Raw genomic sequence first — 15,778 nt, 5'->3', positions numbered from 1 at the left:
CGCCCCCTCCGTCATCCCGGACGGGCTATGCGTTATTCTGGGGGATGCCGAGCGCCGCTCGCCAGTAGTCGGTGACGAAGAGCTGCTTGGGATCCATCTGCGCGCGCAGCGCCAGGAACGCATTCCACTGGGGGTAGAGCCGCGCCAGGTACTCGGGTCCCATGTCCCCTGCCGGCAGGTACTTGGCCCAATGTGGGCGGAAGCCGTAGTCCTTCAGCAGATCCCAGTACTGCTGGTAGAAGGCCTTGAGGGCCGCCTCGTCCCGGAACAGGTCGTGGAACCAGAACACGTCCACGCGGACCACGTCCTGTCTGTAGGCGGGGCTCAGCCAGAGATCATCGGCCTTGGCCGCGTAGATTTCGCAGGAGTAGGAGCCCGTGGCCCCGAGCCCCCCCTGGTCGTAGAAGTCACGCAGCTTGTTCATCACCTCCTGCGTCTTCTCGAGGGGAATCCACAGCTCGGTGAACTCGGTGGGCATCAGGAAGTCGGAGACATCGTTGTCCATCGGCAGACCGCGGTACCAGAAGTCCCAGAACTGCTGCTTGCCCTTCACGTCCTGGGGGGGCGTCCCGTTGCCGGGCTGGAGCTCCGCCAGGACGTCGCTCGGGACATGGATGTGGTAGTAGCGAGGCAGCTTCTGGCCATGCTCGCTCAGGATGGACTGCAGTTTGGGCAGGTGGGTGCTCACGTTCGGCATCCGGGCCAGCACATCCTTCCAGAGATCGATCGCCACCGAGGTGACGCGGGTCGAACCCGCCGAGGTCGGGGCATTCGGGTGCAGCAGCCGGAGGACCGGACCCCCGGCGGCGCGCCGTCCCGCGGAACCCTGCGCGGCCGATCCCCGCATGGGCTCGCTACCCGTGTTCTTCCCAAGCTCGACGATGCGGACCTCGTCCGAGAACACGCCCTGTGGAACCTCCAACTGGGGGGTCTCCGCCGGCGCGTCTCCCGTGTAGACAGGCGCGAACTGGTCGATCACGAAGGGCAGGATGCACGGCCCGTACGTCAGCTTGATGAGCAGGGTGATTTCTTCGCGCAACTTCGCATCCGGGATGAAGTTGACCAGGGTCGGCCAGCCAGCGGACAGCTGGTAGAACAGGGACGCGACAATCTGTGCCGGAATCTGGCTCCCGAGGATGACTGGAAACTCGAGATACTGCTTGGGTTGGAAGTTCTCGGGGGACATCCCCAGCTTGTTGTAATCCGCGCCGGTCATGCGCTGGGCCTTCCAGACGACGATGCGCTCGGCCCCCTTCTGGGGCCACCACATCAGACGGGTGTATTCCGTCTGGCGCATGAACTGCTCCAGTGAGGGCTTGTCGGGGGTGCCTGGCCCGAAGAAGTCGATGGGGCAGTTGACGTCATTCAAGGAGTAGCACGTCTCGTTCCCGATGATGTTGAAGCCATCGATGGGCTTGAAGGTGAGGGTGGAGGTGATGCCCATGAGCCCCATGGACACGAGCACGGCCTCGAACTCCGGGTCCTTCCCTCGGCTGTACGAGCGCACCACCCCCTGCCCATCCACGAGGGAGATACCGACGATGCTGTCGGTATAGGCGTACTGCAGCGAGCCACCCGAGCAACCCATGGTGGTGAATCCTCCCACGGCCTGATGAGTGACACCTCCCATGTCCGGCACGGCTCGTGCGTGCTGCTGCATCTGGTAGAAGAGCGTGCTCTCCCAGGGCGCGGGTGCATCCAGCCCCAGGCAGCACCCGGCCTGGACCGTGAAGGTCCCATCCGGGTTGAGGGTGACCTTCCGGTACTGCTCCAGCGTGATGTTGATGGCATTCGGCGCGGGGGACAAGATGGCCTCCTTCACGGAATGGCCTGAGCCAATCACCCGGACTTGCAGGTCGTTCGCGGATGCATACTGAACGAGTTGAACGATCTCCTCCTCGCTCGTGGGGTAATGGAGGCTCGTCAGCGGATCGAACGGGACGGAGGGGACCTGCGGCGAGAATTCTCTTGCGACGGTCATGTCTACCTCGTGGTTGGGCATCCACTCCCTAGCAACGCCTGTTCCACGAGGAGTCCGCAAGCCCCTCACTCGGTGTTTTTCTGGGAGGAGCGGCGCCTGCCGGGTCTTGACATGTCAGTGCGCTGTCGCTGACAGGTCAACTCGTTCATGCCACGAGCTTGTTGCTCACCTGTAGCAGCCCCGGCCGGTACGTCGAGGGCAGCCAGATCCAGGGGAAGCCAATCTCCGGGTACTGGGAGATCATCTCCCGGAGGTAGCGGACCAGGTTGATGACCGTGGCCATCACCATCACCAGCAGCAGTGCGCGGTGGAGCCCGGGCTGGAGTGACGAGGGCAGCGCGGACAGGGGGATCACGAGGAGGAACAAGGCGCCCTCGGCCGTCAGCCAGGCCGGAGCCTTGTTGACGAGCTGGCGCGCGTGGATGTCCACCGCGAGGCTGCTCATGGCGAGGGCGACGAGGGCCCGGGCGCAGAAGACCTCGCTCGAGTCCTGGAGCCAGAGCACGTGGGTGCCGAGGATGAGCACCGGCGCGGTGAGGATCCGCACGTAGAAGCGCGCGGAGGACAGCCGCGAGCGGGCCATGAGCACGGCATCCTTCACGAGGGACGCGAAGCCGCACCCGAAGGCCGCGAGGCTCGCGAGCGCGTAGGTGAGTTGGAAGCCGCGGGTGTCGAGGAGCTCCACGCCCTGAAGACAGACGGACAACCCCAGGAACAGACAGAAGACGTAGTTCCAGAGGTGGTTGATATAGGGGTCGCGCATGATGCCCGTGGCGAAGTAGCGGCACAGCCCGAGGTAGAAGAACAACTGGCCGGTGGCGGTCAGCAGGATGTAGGGCATGAAGGAGACGCCCTGCTGGGGACCGAGCCGCGCCACGATCATCACGGCCATGGCCGAGTTGGCGACGTCGACCCAATGGTCCCAGAAGTGGCGCGCGGTGGATTGTGTCCCGTTGCGCCGGGCCTGGGTGCCGTCCATGGCATCCAGACAGAAGTGGAGCACCCGGCAGAGCACCCAGAGGCCATACATCCACCGCGCGCGCTCGAAGGTATGGACGGCGGCGAGCAGGAACAGGTGCAGGAGCAACCCGGGCATGCCCAGGATGACCGGGGAGAGGCGGTAGGGCAGGTAGCGGACGGCGGCGCGCCGGCATCCGTCCCGGAGTGTCCGGATGAGGGCGTCTTCCTCCGGGCGCTTGTAGCTCTGCTGCTCGTCGAGGACCAATACATGCGGCTCCAACGCCCCTGCCTGCTGCTCACTCGTCGCCATGATCTCCACTGCCCCTTCGTCCCGGGCGGGTCTCGTGGCCCGGGATGAAGCGCATGGTGCGAGGAGGCGGACTTGCGAGCAGTGCGCCGCCTCACTCCAGGGGAGTGGTCTCGATCACAGCCCCGTTGGGGCTGTCGAGCGCCCGGGCCTCAAGAGCCTGAAGGCTCGATCCCGTCCTGCGTGCGGAACACCCGCAGGTCGTCGATGCGCACATAGGGCAGCACCGTCCGCAGGTTCTCCGCGGGCTCGCCGTTGAGCAACGCGGTCAGGTGGCTGGCCAGCACGGTGCCGACGCGCGACTGGGGCTGGTAGTAATAGGTGACGTGCTGCTCGGACAGCGTGAGAAAGGGCATGCCGCCAAAGCCGACGACGCTCACGCCGTCCCGCTTCGTGTCCCGTCCGCTCTCGATCAGCCCCTCGAGCGTTCCCACGATGGACATCTGGTTGCCGCAGATGATCGCCGTGATGGAGGGCTCGCGCTGGAGGATCCGCTGGACGGCCTCGCGGGTGCGCCGCACCGACAGGTCCCCCTGGTAGACGAGGGCCTCGTCCCAGGGCAGCCCCACCTCGCCCAGCGCCCGTTGATAGCCGCGCAACCGCAGGCCGACATAGTTGAACCCGCCGGTCGGGTTGAGCAGGACGATCTTCCGGTGCCCGTTGCGCGCCAGGTGCACGACCGCGTCGAAGACCGCTTGCTCGTCGTCGTGGTCGACATAGGCGTGCGGCGTCTGCAGCTCGGTCCGTCCGAAGCTCACGAACGGAAAATCCTTCTCCAGGCAGAACCGGGCCCGCTCGTCCATGGGCGTGGTGCGTGAGAAGACGACCGCGTCGGCGAGCCGTTGATCGTAGATCTTCCGGACCGGATCCAACGGCGCCTGATGGCCCGTCTGCGCCAGGACGAGCAGGTTGTAGCCCGCGGTCTCCATGCCGTTGGACAGGCTCTCCACCTGCGCCAGGAAGCCCGGCTCGCCGTAGTCACCGACCTCGGGCGCGTAGAGGATGGAGCAGACCTTGTAGGTCCGGCCAGTCCGCAGGTGGATGCCGCCGATGTTCGGCACGTAGCCGAACCGGGCGGCGGCCTCCTTCACCCGTTGGATCGTCTCCGGCCTGACCTCCGGACCGTCCTTCAGCGCGCGGGACACGGTGCTGATCGACAGCCCGAGGTGCGTGGCCAGCGTCTTGAGATTCGCTCGCTCCGACCCAGCCGGTCGCATGGTCTCCTCACCCTCCTGGCGCTTACTTCGTTTGGCGCTCACGTCATTCGAGTCCGGGTTCAGATGCCTGGCAAGGCATTCTCGGCGATCACTTTCCGCATGAAGTGGAAAGACGCCTTGGGCGTGCGCTTCTGGGTCCGGTAGTCCACGTGCACCAGGCCGAAGCGCTTGGCGTAACCGCGCGCCCACTCGAAGTTGTCGAGCAGCGACCAGGGCATGAACCCTCGGACGTCCGCTCCCTCCGATATCGCGCGCTGCAATCCGATCAAGTATTCCCGGTAATAGGCGATACGGTCCTGATCGTCAACCCGGCCGTCGGCCCCGACCACGTCGATGAAGGCCCCGCCGTTCTCCGTCACGTAGACGGGCGGGTTGCCGTAGCGCGCCTTGACGAGCATGAGCGCTTCGTAGAAGGCGTGGCCGTCGATGGCCCAGTTCATCTCCGTGCGGCGGAAGTAGAACGGCGGGTCGGCATGCTTGAAGGGCCAGGCACCGTCCGAGCACTCCTGGATGTAGCTCGGGAAGTACTGGTTGACACCCACGAAGTCGATGGGGCGGTGGATCTCCTTGAGGTCGCCGTCGCGCACGTGCTCGGCGAACCGGTCCGCGAGCGAGGCCGGATAGCGGCCGTGGTAGATGGGATCGAGGAAGACGCCGTTCCACTTGTCCTCGAAGAGCGGCACCAGGTGGGCATCGCGCTCCTGGAACTGGGGCAGCGGCCGGGCCTTGTGGATGGGGATGACCGTCCCCACGCCGGCGCGGGGCGACAGCTCGCGCAGCACCGCGACGGCCCGTCCATGCGCCAGGTTCAGGTGGTGCGCGGCGCGAACGGCGGCGCGGGGATCCGTCAGCCCCGGCGCATGGCGCCCCTCCTCGTGCCCCACCCAGGCCGAGACGCTCGGCTCGTTGAAGGTCACCCAGTTCTCGACGCGATCCCCCAGCCTGCGCGCGATGAGCGCCGTGTACTCGGTGAACCAGTCCGCGATGTCTCGGTTGGTCCAGCCGCCGCGGTCCTGCAGCGCCTGCGGCAGATCCCAATGGTAGAGGCACGGCCAGGCCCGCATGCCGCGCTCGAGCACGCCGTCCACGATGCGATCGTAGAAGTCCAGCCCCTTTTCATTGATCCGGCCCACGCCCTCGGGAAGCACCCGCGGCCACATGATGGAGAGGCGGTAGACCTTGGCGCCCAGGTCCCGGAGCAAGTCCAGGTCCTCGGGGTAGCGGTGGTAGTGGTCGCACGCGACCTCGCCCGTGTCTCCGTTGGCGACCTTGCCGGGCGTCGCGCAGTAGGTGTCCCAGATGCTCCGGCCCCGCCCGTCGTCCGGGGCCCCGCCTTCGATCTGATAGCTGGAGGTGGACACTCCCCACAGAAAGTTTTCAGGAAATCGCAATGTCATGTCTTGAACTCTTTTTGTACTGGCTTTGCCGCACCGCGTTGCCGTCTGCTCGTCTGCTTTTGCCGCGCCGCGACGTGGTTTTTCGTGGTTTTTCCTTGTCGCACCGCGTCGCCTACACCGTCGGAGATCGTAACGTTCTCAGCTCACGATTTCGACCGTTTCTTTCTGCGGGAAACCCGCTAGAACCGCATTGACGGCGGAGTCAGAGTATGGGAGGAATCAAGAATCGAAACGTTACGATTCCCGGTCGCGCACCAGCGGGAGAGGATCGTCATGCGAGCGCTCAGGGCGGGGATGGAGCTGGCGGGGTGGGATTGGGGTGGCGTGGTTGCTGAGCGGTAGGGGCTGGTAGGTCTGGCGATCCTCGTCGGGCAACGCAGTGTAACAGGTCGCGTGATGGCTCCCGGGCCCCGTTTCTCCGGGCGCCACGGAACGCTCGGTCGTTCCTTGTTTATTCCATACATAGTCCTCAACGTGGAAAAAACGTTTTCGTTTGCATTCAAGAAATAGCTGATGTATCAGGGAAAGCCGCGGTGGTCTGCTGAGCCAGACGGGCCGTGCCCGCCTCCGCGATCCCTTTCATTGTCTGTGTAGTGGATGTGTCGTCCCTCGTGAGATGCGTGGGGATGGGGACTCTCCCCGCTTCCATCCCTCGAAAGTCATCTCCTCGTGTTTGTGTCGTTGGAAAACGCTGACGCGGTCCCGGCAGGACAGTCGTCCTCAGCCATGTCGTGCATTCATTCTTACCCCAGGAGGAAGTGATGTTCTTGAAGCCTGTCAAAGCAGCGATGACGCGTGCCCTCTGTCTGGCCATCGCGGCGACCGTGCCCGCGCAAGCCGTTGCGGCCAGTCCCCGGTCCGCCACGCCCGTGCGCACGCTGTCCTCGGCGCTCGCGGGTGAGTCCTCCACCTATACGCAGCGCTTCCTGGATCAGTACAACAAGATCAAGGATCCGGCGAACGGGTACTTCAGCCCCAAGGGCGTGCCCTATCACTCCGTGGAGACGCTGATGGTCGAGGCGCCGGACCACGGTCACGAGACCACCTCGGAGGCCTACAGCTACTGGCTGTGGCTGGAGGCGGAGTATGGCCATGTGACGGGGGACTGGGCGCCCTTCAACGCCGCCTGGGCCAACATGGAGAAGTACATCATCCCCTCGCACGCGGATCAGCCCACCAACCAGTACTACAACGCGAGCAAGCCGGCCACGTACGCCGCGGAGTGGGACCTGCCCAAGCAGTATCCCTCCCAGCTGCGCACGGAGGTGGCGGTGGGCAACGATCCCATCGCGGCTGAGCTGCAGTCGACGTATGGCACCAGCGACATCTATGGCATGCACTGGCTGCTGGACGTGGACAACTGGTACGGCTACGGCCGCTGCGGAGATGGCACGACCTCGCCGGCCTACATCAACACCTTCCAGCGCGGCGCGCAGGAGTCCGTGTGGGAGACGGTGCCGCACCCCTCCTGCGACACCTTCGCCTGGGGCAAGTCGGGCCAGGGCTTCCTGAGCCTGTTCACGGGTGACGCCACCTACTCGCGCCAGTGGCGCTACACCAACGCGCCGGACGCGGATGCCCGCGCGGTGCAGGCGGCGTACTGGGCCCACACGTGGGCCAAGGAGCAGGGCAAGGAGGCCCAGGTGGCCGACGTCGTCAAGAAGGCGGCCAAGATGGGCGACTACCTGCGCTATGCGATGTTCGACAAGTACTTCAAGCGCATCGGCAATTGCATTGGCGAGACCAACTGCCCCGCGGGCAGTGGCAAGAACAGCATGCACTACCTGCTGTCCTGGTACTACTCGTGGGGTGGTGCCGTCGACACGAGCGCTGGCTGGGCCTGGCGCATCGGCTCGAGCCACAACCACTTCGGCTACCAGAACCCGATGGCGGCCTACGTCCTGAGCAACACGTCGGTCCTGCGGCCCCAGTCCGCGACCGGCGCCGCCGACTGGGCGACGAGCCTCAAGCGGCAGATCGAGTTCTACACCTGGTTGCAGTCGGCCGAGGGTGGCTTCGCGGGCGGTGCCACGAACAGCTGGAACGGCCGCTACGAGCAGCCGACGACCACGTCGTCCTTCTATGGCATGTATTACGACTGGCAGCCCGTCTACCACGACCCCGCGAGCAACCAGTGGTTCGGCTTCCAGGCCTGGTCCGTGCAGCGCGTGGCGGAGTACTACTACGTCACGGGTGACGCGCAGGCCAAGAAGGTGCTCGACAAGTGGGTGGCCTGGGCCTCGCAGAACACCAAGCTCACCGCGGATGGCAAGTACCAGGTCCCCAGCACCCTGGCGTGGACGGGTGCGCCGGACACCTGGAACCCGACCACTCCGGGCACCAACAGCAACCTGCACGTGACGGTCGTGGACCACACCACCGACGTGGGCGTGACCGCGGCGTTCGCTCGCACGCTGATGTTCTACTCCGCCCGGGCCGGCAACGCGGGGGCCAAGACCCTGGCCAAGGAACTGCTCGACCGGATGTGGACGAACTACCAGACGTCCAAGGGCGTGGCCGTCCCCGAGAAGCGTGAGGACTACAAGCGCTTCGACGACACCTACAACGCGACGACTGGCGACGGCGTCTTCATCCCCTCGGGCTGGTCGGGCACGACGGCCCAGGGCGCGACGATCGACTCGAACTCCACGTTCATCAGCCTGCGTCCGAAGTACAAGCAGGATCCGGACTGGGCCAAGGTGCAGAGCTACCTCAACGGCGGCCCGGTGCCCGAGTTCACCTACCACCGCTTCTGGGCCCAGGCGGACATCGCCATGGCCATGGCGGACTACGCCCGGCTGTTCGAGGGCGGCGCTCCTCCCCCCGCGGGCATCGTGACCTCGTCGACGGACGTGAGCGTGGCCGAGGGTTCCTCCGCGAGCTTCACGGTGAGCCTGTCCTCGGCCCCCACCAGCAACGTCACGGTCTCCGTGGCCAAGGCTTCCGGTGACGCGGATCTGTTCGTGTCGTCCGGCGCCACGCTGACCTTCACCCCCGCCAACTGGAACGTGGGGCAGACGGTCACCATCTCCGCGGTGGAGGACGCGGACCAGACGAACGGGACCGCCAGCTTCAAGCTGACCGCGACGGGCCTGTCCGCGGCGTCCGTCAACGCGACCGAGCTCGACAATGACATCCCGGCTCCGCCGAGCTGCACGGTGACCGTGGATACCAGCAACGACTGGGGCAACGGTCACGTCGCCCGGGTCGTCGTGCAGAACGCGGGCACGCAGGCCATCTCCAACTGGAAGCTCAGCTGGACGGCCACCAACGACTTCACGCTGGCCAACTCCTGGAGCGCGAACTTCGTGAAGACGGGCCGCTCGGTCGAGGTGACGCCCCAGGGCAACTCGACGATTCCGAGTGGCAGCAGCATCGAGGCCGGCTACGTGGCCAACTACAGCGGCGCCAAGCCGGTGCCCAGCGGTGTTCGTCTGGAAGGACAGAACTGCAACATCGTCGTCAAGTGAGCGCGGGGCCGCTCAACGCCTCGGCGGGTGTCGAGGTCGTGGGGAAGCGTTGAGCGGCCTTCTTTGAATATCGCGGCGGCGGGGAGCGCAATCGCTCCTCGCCGCCGTGTGCAATCCAGGCCTCCCCGGCCCCCATTCCATGAACGCAACGAAGGAGCTGTCCCACGTGCGTAAGCCTTTCCTGACAACCCCCGCCGCGGTGCTGATGGGCTTGTCGTCGGTCGTGAGCCCTCTGGCCGCGCAAGCACAGACGTTCAACTACGCGGAGGCCCTGCAGAAATCCATCTGGTTCTATGAGGCCCAGCGCTCCGGTCCCCTCCCCAGCAACAACCGGGTGAGCTGGCGCGGCGACTCCGGCCTGAACGACGGCGCCGACGTGGGCAAGGATCTGACCGGCGGCTGGTACGATGCCGGCGATCACGTGAAGTTCGGCCTCCCCATGGCCGCCAGCGCGACCCTGCTGGCCTGGTCCCTCTACGAGTACGAGGAGGCGTACCAGAAGAGCGGACAGCGCGCCGCGCTCCTGGACAACCTGCGCTGGGTCAATGACTACTTCATCAAGGCGCATACCGCTCCGAACGAGCTGTATGGCCAGGTGGGCGCGGGCAACGCGGATCACGCCTGGTGGGGACCGGCCGAGGTGATGCAGATGACGCGGCCCGCCTTCAAGGTCGACGCCTCCTGCCCCGGCTCGGACCTGGCCGGTGAGACGGCCGCGGCCATGGCCGCCTCGTCCATCGTGTTCAAGCAGACGGATCCGGCCTACGCGGCCACCTTGTTGACGCACGCCAAGCAGCTCTTCACCTTCGCGGACACCTACCGGGGCAAGTACTCCGACTGCATCACGGACGCGAAGTCCTTCTACAACTCCTGGAGTGGCTACTGGGACGAGCTGAGCTGGGCGGGTGCCTGGCTGTACCTGGCCACCGCGGAGAGCAGCTACCTGACGAAGGCCGAGAGCTACACCGCCTACTGGGGCAACGAGAGCCAGACGCCCTACTGGAGCTACCGGTGGACGCACAACTGGGATGACAAGCACTTCGGTGCCCAGCTGCTGCTCGCCCGCCTCACGGGCAAGGACGTCTACAAGTCCTCCACGGAGCGCAACCTGGATTACTGGACCACGGGCTTCAACGGCGAGCGCGTCCGCTACTCGCCGGGTGGGCTCGCCTGGCTGGATACGTGGGGCAGCCTGCGCTACGCCGCGAACGCCTCGTTCCTCGCCTTCGTCTACTCCGACGACATCGCCGCCAGCGATCCGGCCCGGGCCACGCGCTACCGCGACTTCGCCGACCGGCAGGTCCGCTACATGCTCGGCGAGAACCCCCGCAACGCCAGCTACGTGGTGGGCTTCGGCGTGAACCCGCCCCGCAACCCGCACCACCGCACGGCGCACGGCGCCTGGGCCGACTCCCTCGCCAACCCCGTCGAGAGCCGGCACATCCTGTACGGCGCCCTGGTGGGAGGTCCGGACGCGGCGGATGCCTACGTGGATGACCGGGCCAACTACACCGCGAACGAGGTCGCCACGGACTACAACGCGGCCTTCACCGGCGCGCTGGCCAAGATGTACCTCCTGCACGGCGGTACGCCCGACCCCACCTTCCCCAAGAAGGAGACGCCCACCACGGAGGAGTTCTACACGGAGGCCGGCATCAACGTGTCCGGCCAGAACTTCACGGAGATCCGCGCGTACCTCCACAACGTCTCGAGCTGGCCCGCCCGCGTGGGTGACAAGCTGTCCCTGCGCTACTTCATCGACATCTCCGAGGTCCTCGCCGCCGGAGGTTCCCCCGCGAGCCTGACCGTATCGATGAACTACAGCCAGGGCGCCAAGGTCCTGCCGCTCAAGCAGTGGTCCGGCAACATCTACTACGTCACGGCCGACTTCACCGGCACGCCCATCTACCCCGGTGGCCAGTCCGCGTTCCGCAAGGAGGTCCAGTTCCGCATCGCCGCCGCGGTGGGTGCCGCCTGGGATCCGACCAATGACCCGTCCTACAAGAACCTGACCGCGACCGCGGCGAGGACGTCCCTCATCCCCATCTACGACAACGGTGTGCGCGTCTTCGGCTCCGAGCCCGGCCCCATCGTGGTCGACACCATCCCGCCCGCGCTCCCGGTCGGTCTGCTGGCCGCCGCGGCCAATCCCACGCAGATCAACCTGAGCTGGAACGCGAACACCGAGTCGGACCTGGCGGGCTACAATGTCTACCGCTCCACCACGAGCGGCTTCACGCCCTCGGCCGCCAACCGGGTCGCCAGCGGCCTCACGACCGCCTCCTACTCCGACTCCGGGCTGAAGGCCTCGACCGTCTACTATTACAAGATCACCGCCGTCGACACGTCCGGCAACGAGTCCTCCGCGTCCTCGCAGTCCTCCGCGTCCACGCCCGCCCCGGATACCCTTCCGCCCGCGGCTCCGGCGGGCCTGAAGGCCACCTCGGCCAGCTCCAGCCAGATCAACCTGTCCTGGACCGCCAGCACCGAGGCCGACCTCAAGGGCTACAACGTCTACCGCTCCACGACGAGCGGCTTCACGCCCTCGGCCGCCAACCGGGTCGCCAGCGGCCTCACGACCGCCTCCTACTCCAGCACCGACCTGACCGCCTCGACCGCCTACTATTACAAGATCACCGCCGTCGACACGTCCGGCAACGAGTCCTCCGCGTCCACGGAAGTCTCCGCGACCACGCAGCAGGCCCCCGCGTCCAGCCTCTCCGTGCAGTACCGCGACGGGGATGCCAACTCGCCCACCAACAACCAGGCCCGGCCCCACTTCCGGATCTCCAACGGGGGAACGGCCAGCGTTCCGCTCTCGGAGCTGAAGGTCCGCTACTACTTCACCCCGGACTCCAACGAGTCGGTGCAGGTCGCGTGTGACTACGCCGCCGTGAACTGCTCGAACATCACCTCCAGCGTGGTCCAGTTGTCCACGCCGAAGACGGGTGCCACGCATTACATCGAGTTCGGCTTCGCCACGGGGGCGGGCTCGGTGGCCGCGGGCCGCGACACGGGCGAGATCCAGATCCGGTTCAACAAGAGCAACTGGACCAACTTCGACGAGACGAACGACTACTCGTTCGATTCCACCAAGACCTCGTTCTCCACGACGAGCAAGATGACCGTGTTCCGCAGCGGCGTCCTCGTCTGGGGCACCGAGCCGTAAACCAGGCACTTCGAGCGAAGGAGAGAACTTCATGCGAAAGCCAAACAAGAGTGTGTCTCGTGCCGCCGTCGTCGGTCTGACCTCCCTGGGGCTGGTGTTGCCCCTCGACGCGGCGCTGGCCCACGGAGGAATGACCTTCCCCGCGACCCGGACCTATGCCTGCTACCTGGATGGCAAGGCGGGCGGTGGGGGCGGTGACCTGCAACCCACCAACCCGGCCTGCGTCGAGGCCGTGGCCTTGGGCGGAAAGAATCCGCTCTGGAACTGGTTCGGCAACCTCATCAGCAACGCGGGGGGCCGGCACCGGGAGATCATCCCGGATGGGAAGCTGTGCGGACCCACCGCGCTCTTCGACGCCTACAACCTGGCGCACGCGTCCTGGCCCACGACGACCCTGAAGTCGGGTACCACCATCACCATCCGGTACAACGCGTGGGCGCCGCACCCCGGCACCTGGTACCAGTACGTGACCCGGGATGGGTGGGATCCGAGCCAGCCGCTGAAGTGGTCCGACCTGGAGCCGCTGCCCTTCAACACGGTCACCAACCCGCCGATCGACGGCAGTGGCCCGGATGGCGCCGAGTACACGTGGAGCGCGCAGCTGCCGGTGGCCAAGAGTGGACGGCACATCATCTATTCCATCTGGCAGCGCTCGGACAGCCCGGAGGCCTTCTACAACTGCTCCGACGTGGTCTTCGACAGCGGCGCGCCGGATGCCGAGGCGCCCACCGCCCCCGGGACGCCCACCGTGAGCGGCGTGACCGGGACGACCGCCGACCTGAGCTGGGCCGCCGCGCACGACAACCAGGGCGTGGTGGGTTACGAGGTGTACCACCTGATGGGCTCCACCCCCCATCGGATGGCCTCGACCACGGGCACCTCCACCCGCATCACGGGCCTGACGCCCTCGACCGCGTACTCCTTCTACGTGGTCGCGCGTGATGCCGCGGGCAACTTCTCCCCGGCCTCCGGCGTGGCCTCGTTCACCACGACGGACACCGCGCCCACCGGGAACTGCCACGTGGTCTACACCGAGCCCAACAAGTGGTCCGGTGGCTTCACCGGCAACATCCAGATCACCAACACCGGAACCAGCGCCATCTCCGGCTGGACGCTGCAGTGGGAGTATGCCGCTGGTCAGACGGTCGTGAACGGCTGGAGCGCGAAGCTCTTCCAGCATCATTCCTCGGTGAGCGCGGAGAACGAGGCCTGGACCGGCACCATCCCCCCGAACGGCTCGGTCACCTTCGGGTTCAACGCGAACTCGCCGACGCCCAACGCTCCGGCGCCGGCCGCCTTCCTCCTCAACGGCACGCTCTGCACCACGCCTTGAGTTGAAAGACACACACCGGGGTGGGTGCTCCCGTCGCACCCACCCCGGTGTTGTTTCAGACGCGGAGTGCTTCCCTCACGTCAGAGGAGGCGGCCCGGGCGCTGGCGGTGCTGTTGAACAAGACCGTGACGTTGGGGTCGTTCCCGTCGCGCATGGCTGTCTGCCACCTGCTACATTGACGCGGGCGTTGGGCGGGGTGGATGCCAACTTGAAGAGGGTCGAAGAGGTCCTGCACACGCTCGATGGAAGAACGTGAGCGCATGCGAATCCTCATGCAGGAACTGATTCTGGCCCTGACGAGACTCGTCGAGAGGTACCAGCAGCTTGGTATCGACGTCCTGACGATCGACGACATGGACCGTTATTGGGTTGTCAGATCCCCGGAGTGGACCGAGTTCCACCAGGATCCCAAGCTGTCCGTGGGCTCTCTCCTGGAGGACTGGGCAGGACTTCAGCGGGTGCTCGAGGGGGGCTCGCCCACCGCGGTTGATTTCGAGCGCCTGGGAGCAGTGCTCCGTGTCGTCTCCGACCGCATCCTCGAGCCTTCCACCTCGGAAACGGATGGGATCAAGGCCGGGCGTATCGACATCCAGTTGCGGCAACTGCTCCTCCTGCTCGCGATGCTCGTCGAGCACTATCAGCAGGCAGGTGTAGACGCACTGGAGATCGACGACATGGATTATTATTGGGTTGTCCAGCCCCCGGAGTGGACCGATTTCCAGAAAGAGCCGTCGTCGCTGTGCGTGGGTTCTCTGATCGATGATTGGGCGGAACTCCAGCGGGTGCTGAAGGAAGACATCGTCACCACGGTGGATTTCAACCGTCTGGGGGCTGTGCTCCGTGCCGTTTCCGAGCGTCTCGGCCGACAATGAAACCGCCAGCCGTTCTTGGTGACCTCGGAGAACGGCGATTGACCGGTCGGTTCAGGCCAGGTCTCTCTGTCCCGAGCGACGGACGACCAGGCTGATGATCGTGAACACGGTCGCCAAGGACGCGGCGAATCCATTCCTGTCACTCGCGTCCGCGTCCCAGGGCCTGGATGTATCGAAGATCAGGCCGAGGACCACCATCCAGAGGAGCCCGCAGCACCACAGTCCCATCCCTCCCACGAACCGGCGCAGCCGCGCGCTGAGGGTGGAGGGCTGGGGAAGGGAAGGGGCGTCCGTCACGGAGGGATTCGTGGAGCGCTGCTCGGCCTGGAGCTCCTTGTAGAGGCGCCGGCCCCAGCGCACCTCGAGCAGGAGCACCAGGAGCGTCAGCGGGAGGAGAGGGAAGGAGCCCAGGAAGAGGAGGGTGTAATAGGCGCCCTGCAGCAGGGTGGTGGCGGCGAATCCCGAGGCCAGCCGCCAGGTGCCGTTCGCGCGATCCTCCTCGAAGCGGGCGCGGCCCACGAAGGCGCCCAGGATGATGCCGATGAAGGCCTGTTGGGGGATGGAGGTGACGGCGCGAAGCATCGCCAGTCCCGGGCCCACTTCATCCGAGAGCACGATCACGTAGAAGAGGTTCTCCAGCGTCGCGAAGCCGAGCGAGACCGTGGCGCCATACACCACGCCATCCAGGGGCTCGTCGAAGGCGGGCTTGTTCCAGACGTACAGGCGCAGCACGAGCAGCCTGAAACACTGCTCGGGCAGGGCGATACCGAGGAAGGCCAGCAGCAGCGCCATGTCCCAGGTCTGCATGCGCCAGCCCCAGCGAACCGCCAGCTCATGGACTCCGAAGGCCACCGGAATCACGGGCACGCAAAGGGCCACACCCCAGAAGAACGTGCGCCACAGGAGCCCGCGCGGCTCGGGATCCTTGTCCCGCGAGTGGACGTACCAGAGCAACAACATGGGAGGCAGGGCGGCGGCGGCCCCGAGTGCGAACGGAGACATGAGGACGCACGGTAGTCCGCGAAGGCTCCAGGACGCATGGGTCTTGAGAGCGGATAGTATCGGCACTCCC

General features: G+C 66.0%; 9 protein-coding genes. 4 read left to right on the top strand and 5 right to left on the bottom strand.

Features of this window, described 5'->3' with window-relative positions:
- Nucleotides 1–25: 25 nt before the first annotated feature.
- The 4 genes from F0U63_RS37225 to F0U63_RS37210 all read right to left on the bottom strand — a co-directional run bounded on the left by F0U63_RS37225 (nt 26) and on the right by F0U63_RS37210 (nt 5,862).
- Nucleotides 26–1,981 (bottom strand): D-arabinono-1,4-lactone oxidase, encoded by a 1,956-nt coding sequence (locus F0U63_RS37225; RefSeq protein ID WP_395837658.1) that lies wholly within the window; start codon nt 1,979–1,981, stop codon nt 26–28.
- A gap of 145 nt (nt 1,982–2,126) precedes the next feature.
- Nucleotides 2,127–3,251, bottom strand: a complete 1,125-nt coding sequence (locus tag F0U63_RS37220) for a CDP-alcohol phosphatidyltransferase family protein (RefSeq protein WP_395837656.1) — start codon at nt 3,249–3,251, stop codon at nt 2,127–2,129.
- Between the two features lie 149 nt (nt 3,252–3,400).
- The gene (locus tag F0U63_RS37215; protein ID WP_395837654.1) at nt 3,401–4,465 is read right to left on the bottom strand and encodes a LacI family DNA-binding transcriptional regulator; all 1,065 of its coding nucleotides are present in this window, start codon (nt 4,463–4,465) and stop codon (nt 3,401–3,403) included.
- 59 nt (nt 4,466–4,524) lie between these two features.
- Nucleotides 4,525–5,862, bottom strand: a complete 1,338-nt coding sequence (locus F0U63_RS37210; protein WP_395837652.1) for a GH1 family beta-glucosidase — start codon at nt 5,860–5,862, stop codon at nt 4,525–4,527.
- A gap of 761 nt (nt 5,863–6,623) precedes the next feature.
- Between F0U63_RS37210 and F0U63_RS37205 the strand changes: the two genes are divergently transcribed.
- The 4 genes from F0U63_RS37205 to F0U63_RS37190 all read left to right on the top strand — a co-directional run bounded on the left by F0U63_RS37205 (nt 6,624) and on the right by F0U63_RS37190 (nt 14,706).
- A complete protein-coding gene (locus tag F0U63_RS37205; RefSeq protein ID WP_395837650.1) occupies nt 6,624–9,332 on the top strand; it encodes a glycoside hydrolase family 48 protein in 2,709 nt (902 codons plus the stop codon).
- Between the two features lie 166 nt (nt 9,333–9,498).
- Complete coding sequence (locus F0U63_RS37200; RefSeq protein ID WP_395837648.1) at nt 9,499–12,501, top strand: glycoside hydrolase family 9 protein; 3,003 nt, start codon at nt 9,499–9,501, stop codon at nt 12,499–12,501.
- A 31-nt stretch (nt 12,502–12,532) separates the two neighbouring features.
- Nucleotides 12,533–13,834: a lytic polysaccharide monooxygenase gene (locus F0U63_RS37195; protein ID WP_395837646.1), complete on the top strand. Its 1,302-nt coding sequence runs from the start codon at nt 12,533–12,535 to the stop codon at nt 13,832–13,834.
- 260 nt (nt 13,835–14,094) lie between these two features.
- Nucleotides 14,095–14,706: a hypothetical protein gene (locus tag F0U63_RS37190; RefSeq protein ID WP_395837644.1), complete on the top strand. Its 612-nt coding sequence runs from the start codon at nt 14,095–14,097 to the stop codon at nt 14,704–14,706.
- 51 nt (nt 14,707–14,757) lie between these two features.
- Here F0U63_RS37190 and F0U63_RS37185 read toward each other — a convergent pair whose 3' ends face one another.
- Nucleotides 14,758–15,708 carry a PrsW family intramembrane metalloprotease gene (locus F0U63_RS37185; RefSeq protein ID WP_395837642.1) on the bottom strand — a complete coding sequence of 317 codons (951 nt, stop codon included), beginning with the start codon at nt 15,706–15,708 and terminating at the stop codon, nt 14,758–14,760.
- Between the last annotated feature and the right edge of the window lie 70 nt (nt 15,709–15,778).

Source organism: Cystobacter fuscus (assembly GCF_044360685.1).
Taxonomy (GTDB): domain Bacteria; phylum Myxococcota; class Myxococcia; order Myxococcales; family Myxococcaceae; genus Cystobacter; species Cystobacter fuscus_C.
Note: the sequence above shows the minus strand (reverse complement) of the source record. Positions and strands in the feature narration are given on the sequence as shown.